Raw genomic sequence first — 6203 nt, 5'->3', positions numbered from 1 at the left:
TTGCCAGAATCCAATTCTTTTAGGATTTTGACGATCTGAGTTTCTGTGAATGTGTTCCGTTTCATAGCAGATTAAAATTAGAAAATTTGTCTAATTCATCACCACTCTGTTTTTAGGGAAGCGTACAGTTGGATACGCTCATTATAACGGTGAGCAAGGTAGGGACACCTCGCCTTAATTGTGTACGAAACTTGATAGAATCAAGTTTCGTACACTTAGATTAATTACATGACAATATAAATAATGATTTGATACAGGTTTGGTTGATTTTGGATTGTGTAAAAATTTGTTCGTTTTAATACATACCTGATGGGCGTGGAATCAGATATCCGATGCAAAATTCAAGACTCTTTTGCACTAAAATTTTAGAATTAAATTGCCCTCATTTAGGTACCAATATTCAGGAGAGGTCCGAGGGTCGAAGTATACGAAAAATCACCCGTTTTTGCGTACGCTGATAAAATGACAAATGGGAAAAGATCCCCGGACCCGGGTTTACTACCGGCTCGGCCATGCAAATCTAAATGAATCAAAGATTTATCTTCATTGACTCGTTATGGTGTTTGTAGGGTCCGCTTTTGGCCATTACACTTTAATCTATTTCTCACATTGCAGGCTTCTTAGAGCCGGAGTAAATCAAAAACTTACTGCTCTACATAAACAGTTTTTAAAGTGTCGTTCATCTCATTATATCCCCCCTGCATAATTGAACCTAAGATTAAGTTGCCTTTATTATCCTTTGGATTGACAATTTCTAATAAAAAGGATTTCCGACCATCTTTTGTCAATCCTTCAAATATTATTTTACCGTTTTTTCTATTTCCAAGCCACTCTTTTGAATCGTAACTTATCAGTTTTTCAACGATAGTATCATTTCTTATAATCTTCATGGTATCTAAATCAAATACCAACAACTGTTGTATCTGAGATGACACCTGCATTTCGAGGTTGGTTTTTACATCGATAGTTTTCTGTGCGATATAGGTACTTTGCCTTGTCCGACTCGACATAACCTCATGGTAATCGAATTCGCAGGATACTAAAAAAGCAAGTAAAATAACGACCATTGTTGGTTTAAACACATGTTTGTTCATAGCCTTCTGTCTTGATGAGATGATATTTACAATCTAACATGTAACCGTAGTATGCAATTTAATCTTGATATATAAATGTAATTTTCAGGTATCAGTCAGTCTTTGATATATGTGAGTATGTGTCTAAATATCCGATGATATATACGACATCAAATACGTAATCAGTTATCTAAGAAGGTTGACCCATCCCTTAATGCTTTGGTTTAAATGATCACTCGATAGGCGATAGTAGTATTGTCCACTTGCTAATTTCCCTCCATTCCAAGAGTTGTCATAGCTAGGATGATGGTAAACTCTTTTTCCCCACCTGTTATAGACTTCGAAAATCCATGGCGTTATTGTCACATTATCAATGACGAAATAATCATTTTTATTATCTCCATTTGGAGTGAAGACATTCGGCACCAGGCCGGGACAGGGAAAAAATTCAACCCGGATAGTATCAGAGGATGGGCACTGAAGAGATGGTGAAACGGCTATGTATTCTCCTGATTGGTTGACAATACGATCTTGTTTCTCATAACCATCTTGCCATCGGATGTCTTTTGCTCCGGTGGGTAATAGTGTAATACTGGTAGATGCACATGCTTTAATGTCTGGGCCGAGCTGTACGGGCATTTGTACATTGATAGCAGCTGTATCTCTAAATGCACACTCTTTGTAGGTTAGTTCAAGCCAGTAATTACCAGACTGGTTTGCAATATATGTACTATTAGTGCTTCCATCCTGCCATAAAAATGAGTACGGCTTTAAGCTGGCCATATCAAATGAATGGGATTCTCCCTGACATAGTGCTATGTCCTTGCCTAAAAATTCTGGTTCGGGTACAAATCCTATATCTACTTCTTCTACAAGAACATCGTCTATCAGATAATAAGGAGGTAGCCCTTTATAATACATCGGCACCAGACTGGTTGCCGCATCATTGGAAAAATTACCAATTGTCAGATATTCATAATTATCTTCTGCTATGAAACATCCGGAAATCTTTGTCCATCTTGCTGTATCAGTGACAACCTCACTGGATTTAATCTGTGGATTATAATTAAGAGCCGGGTATTTTTTGGGTATGATAGATCCAATTGCACTATTGCTAAAAACAGCTCCAAAGTTATTAGTGGCAATAGAGCTACTAAAAATTCTAAATACGTAATACTCGGCATAGTATAATTTTCCTTTTTTTAGAGGTTTAGCAAGGCGTGTTTGTGCATACTCTCTGTACTCTTCGACCTGAGACAGGTCTTTATAATTCTCACTAGTTGCAAGAGAAGTGTAAAGCCCAATGCAAAACTTGCCTGTACGTGGGACAGGGTATACACCAATAAAACTATTGGCATAACACTCCCTCGTTGTATCAGCGTACCAAAGATCACTACTCCCTGATGTAGGTGTGCGCCAGTCGAATAAGAAGTCTTGAAGCCCAATCGGATCGTCGGTCCCTATAATGCCACAGGGCTTTTGGCGAAATTTTTCAAACCCTGGATTGGGCACCAAGTTTTGCCCATAGGAATTAAGTAAAGCGAATGCCAACAACCCTGTTAAAATGCACGTCCGAATGAAATTGCAGGCCATGGAACGAGAATATTTTGGTATTTAAACTGGACTCTATATTCTTTGCCTGTATCATCGCCTGCTTTTCTTAGGAAAGGCAATAAAATTCCTATCCTGAAAAGCCACTTGCCATCCGGGCGTTGATATCGGTAGCCACCCCTGGCGGCCAAATACCATGGCGGAGATTTGGTTCCAATTATGCGATCATCATTCATGTAACTTTTCTTGTCCTGAAACATTGTGAAAATGCCAAGTTCCCAATGGTGTTTGCTACTTAAGCTTACCATCCCAAGCTCAAAGGTGGCGGCCTTTTGCGGGCTATTTCCCCAAGGTTTGTATATCCCACCGACCTTACTGTTCCATGCTATCTTGCTAGACATGAGAATAAGCCGTTCATAGTTAATCGAAATAGGGATAAAAGAGGCATCCCCACCGCTAAGTTCAAGCTGTAAAGAATTGCGTCGAAGAAACATATTCGAATCCTGACCGATTGCGCAGGTTTGTATAAGGAGAAACAAGAAAAGTATAACAGCTTTTTTCATGGGTGTATGCTAAGTCACCATAAATATAATTATACTATATAAATTATTTTTATGATTTGATATAGTTAAAATTCTTATTGATGACCGCAACTATTGTTGTCCTTGCACTATCCCAAGAACTTTCCTAAAACGCCTCTGACCCTCTTGTTCTATGTTTTGTTGTTTAACATAAAATGGGTTATAAAGACTCAAAGAGCCAGTTCTAGGTTTTGTCATGGTTTTGAGAACAAAAGGGTGAAGTAATGGATTGCATTTTCTAACAACGGCTGGTTATGCTCTTTTTGCTTACAACGCTTCGCTGTTTGAAGGTGTCATTATCAATATATTCAAATAATAGTTTTCTATGAAATATTTGCACATTGTCGCCTATTTGTAACCATATAGTTAAAGGCCTTATTTCAAGTTAGTCAACTATTTTATAAAAACTCAAACAATCAAACCCATGAAAACACTAGGAATCTTAATATGCATTATTGGAATGAGTTTAACTAGTTGTAATGAGCAATCTGTTTCGGGTCAGGACCTAATTAAGAATGAAATACCGTGCAATCTGAATAATGAAGTACGCCGAGAAGTAACGAGTGAAAATGGGGTAATTGAATATCGTAAGACATTGGACAAATACTTTATTAAAGTGGTACCCGCTGGTCACATTGATACAGTCATTTTCGGATCTGTTTGCAATTTACCAGAGGAGTTAAAGTTGAATAATTTGAAAGTGACATTTAGTGGACAATATTTTGAACAGCCAGAAAAGATGCCTACAACTTTTGTTGGCCATGAGTATTACGACCTAAACTTGACAGCATACAAAGTGACAGAGCCTAATTAATATTACTAGAAAATCCCACGAATTTAATTTAGAAAAGCAGCACACAGATTAATGTATCGATCATTGAGTAATGTTTATGACACCCTGTACTGCCTACATTCCAAATCCAAAACTTCTCTTTTTGTGCTGTTCGTGGTGTAGCTTGATTTCAGGTTGCTGCGCCAGATCCTTCTCTTGGGTTGGATTAAAAGATCGTACATCAAGTACCGTCACCCTTATTATGAAGCTTGAATGGCACATTTTATAAAAATTAAGTTTTGGCAAAATGTCTTGTAGGCCTATCTACAGCACTTTAATTGTAGAATCTTGATACATTTTCAAAGATGGCGCTGAGATTTACACGTAGCACACGTCTCACCAGAAAAAGAGCTGGACCGAACCCGCGGGTACTTTTCGTTCAATCTTTTAATTTAACCCCAGTCCTACTTATCAGCAACGTTTGATATTTTTTATTGTAATTCACAAAAAAACAGGGACCAAAGTCCGAGATGGTTTCAACCTCATAATACTCACGATTAAGAAAATTCTCATGTACAAGCCCACTCAATTTCTGAATCGCAATTACACCACCGCTGTCGCTCTGAGGCAATCTCACATAGACCGTATTGCTTCGGCTAAGTATTGAGGCTGTAAAAAGTGCTCCAACAATGATCAGAGAATATGCAAGACGCTTCATTTTCAAGAAAATAAACTACCACCAACTTACGGAAAATTGATCTACTTCAAGCACATTACTCTAAGCGAAGAAATAGTTGCTCAGCAACTAAGTGTAGACAGGTTGAATTTTTGAATATATCGCTCGAAAATGAAAATGCTACCTATTCTGGAGTAACAGATTAATCTTTTTACAAACAGCCCCAGGAAAAATAGTATAGATATCCTGCTGATGATTGTTGATTTCTTTAATGCTTACAAAATCTGTTATATCAAATTTTGTCTTCTCAATTGCAGCAACACGAACAGCGCCCTCTTTCAGCAATTTACCGTCCTTATAGATTTTTGTCCATAAATAATATTTGGGATATGCAACACCGCTTTGGGTTGGCCCTTCCCCTAAAAGCTCCCACTTTACCACTACTTGCTTAGATTTTGTAGAAAAGTATTTTTCAAGGTCTCGCTTTAATAAACTATCAAATTGAACTTCATCTGGAATGTTAGCTTCTAAGTACGATCTTTGAACATCTTGAAACATTTTTTGTTCAAGGGAATCTTTTTGGCTTTGTTCGAGAGAATCTTTTTGACTTTGCCCATAGCAACTATAAAAATAAGACATAAACAGGATAAGAGGAATAAAGAATAAACATTTGATTTTCATCGATCTAGTATTATTGTTTTGGATATCTTACTGATTTTCACACTTTCGTTCGAAAATCAAATTTTACGTACCAAAGCCAAAACCATACTTTTTCTGCTGTTCCTGTCGGGGTTTGATTTCCGGCTGCTTCGCCAGCTCTTGCTTTTCTCGTTTGTTCTGTTAGACAACCTGGCTCTACGGCTTGGCTTGCTTAACCTCGTAGCTTCGCTGGCCCACAATTATATCGGCCCGCTGCATAGCAGTCCCGTTGAGCATTACCTTCCAGTATTGAAACGTTTCAGATTGCTCACGTTCATAGCCAATCGTTCGGTCAAAAAACTTTCTCGCAGCGCTCTGTAAAAACAAACCGATCCACCGCTCAATTTTGCTATGACAGCAAGCTTCCTTGGTGAGACTAAGTGTAAATTATTATAAAATAAACGTTCATATAAACAGTAAGAATATTTAGCAAAAAGACTTTAATATCACACTGTTATTATTATAAAATAATTACCTTATTTGGGTTTTCGTCTAATCGATCAAAAATGCCCCGGAATATCGCCTATTTACGTGTCTCCACCATAGACCAAGACCTGGAAAAGAACAAAGCTGATATACTTCACCTGGCTAATGAGGAAAATTTAGGAAAAGTCGAGTTTGTCCAAGAAAAGATTTACGGAAAAGTTTCCTGGCGTAACCGCAAAATTGGCCCGATCTTGGACGAACTCAAAAAAGGAGATGTCATTTTACTTAGTGAGTTTTCCCGACTTGGAAGATCCATGCTTGAAGTAATGGAGATCATTTCCATCGCCATGCAGAAAGGAATCCGGATCTACACGGTGAAAGGACCAAAAGGCTGTTAAAAAAAGGGGGGCATTGACAATTAATTG

At 37.8% G+C, this 6203-nt stretch carries 7 protein-coding genes; 3 read left to right on the top strand and 4 right to left on the bottom strand.

All coding sequences use genetic code 11. The annotated features are described in order from the left end of the window. Positions 1–644 precede the first annotated feature (644 nt). The 3 genes from L0660_RS24670 to L0660_RS24660 all read right to left on the bottom strand — a co-directional run bounded on the left by L0660_RS24670 (position 645) and on the right by L0660_RS24660 (position 3187). Positions 645–1094 (bottom strand): hypothetical protein, encoded by a 450-nt coding sequence (locus L0660_RS24670; RefSeq protein ID WP_235161817.1) that lies wholly within the window; start codon positions 1092–1094, stop codon positions 645–647. 165 nt (positions 1095–1259) lie between these two features. Next, positions 1260–2624, bottom strand: a complete 1365-nt coding sequence (locus L0660_RS24665) for a gliding motility-associated C-terminal domain-containing protein (RefSeq protein ID WP_235161816.1) — start codon at positions 2622–2624, stop codon at positions 1260–1262. A gap of 8 nt (positions 2625–2632) precedes the next feature. Continuing rightward, positions 2633–3187: a hypothetical protein gene (locus L0660_RS24660; RefSeq protein WP_235161815.1), complete on the bottom strand. Its 555-nt coding sequence runs from the start codon at positions 3185–3187 to the stop codon at positions 2633–2635. Positions 3188–3629: 442 nt separating this feature from the next. On the opposite strand from L0660_RS24660, the gene L0660_RS24655 reads away from it, so the two are divergent. Further along, positions 3630–4019: a hypothetical protein gene (locus L0660_RS24655; RefSeq protein WP_235161814.1), complete on the top strand. Its 390-nt coding sequence runs from the start codon at positions 3630–3632 to the stop codon at positions 4017–4019. A gap of 814 nt (positions 4020–4833) precedes the next feature. Here L0660_RS24655 and L0660_RS24650 read toward each other — a convergent pair. After that, positions 4834–5292: a hypothetical protein gene (locus tag L0660_RS24650; RefSeq protein ID WP_235161813.1), complete on the bottom strand. Its 459-nt coding sequence runs from the start codon at positions 5290–5292 to the stop codon at positions 4834–4836. Positions 5293–5352: 60 nt separating this feature from the next. On the opposite strand from L0660_RS24650, the gene L0660_RS24645 reads away from it, so the two are divergent. Both L0660_RS24645 and L0660_RS24640 read left to right on the top strand, forming a co-directional pair. Then, positions 5353–5673 (top strand): hypothetical protein, encoded by a 321-nt coding sequence (locus L0660_RS24645; RefSeq protein ID WP_235161812.1) that lies wholly within the window; start codon positions 5353–5355, stop codon positions 5671–5673. 185 nt (positions 5674–5858) lie between these two features. Continuing rightward, on the top strand, positions 5859–6176 hold the full coding sequence (locus L0660_RS24640) for a recombinase family protein (RefSeq protein ID WP_235161811.1): 318 nt from the start codon (positions 5859–5861) through the stop codon (positions 6174–6176). Positions 6177–6203: the final 27 nt, after the last annotated feature.

It is taken from the genome of Dyadobacter sp. CY351, assembly GCF_021502625.1.
Taxonomy (GTDB): Bacteria; Bacteroidota; Bacteroidia; order Cytophagales; family Spirosomataceae; genus Dyadobacter; species Dyadobacter chenhuakuii.
The sequence above is the reverse complement of the archived record's forward strand: the minus strand, read 5'-3'. Positions and strand labels throughout refer to the sequence as shown.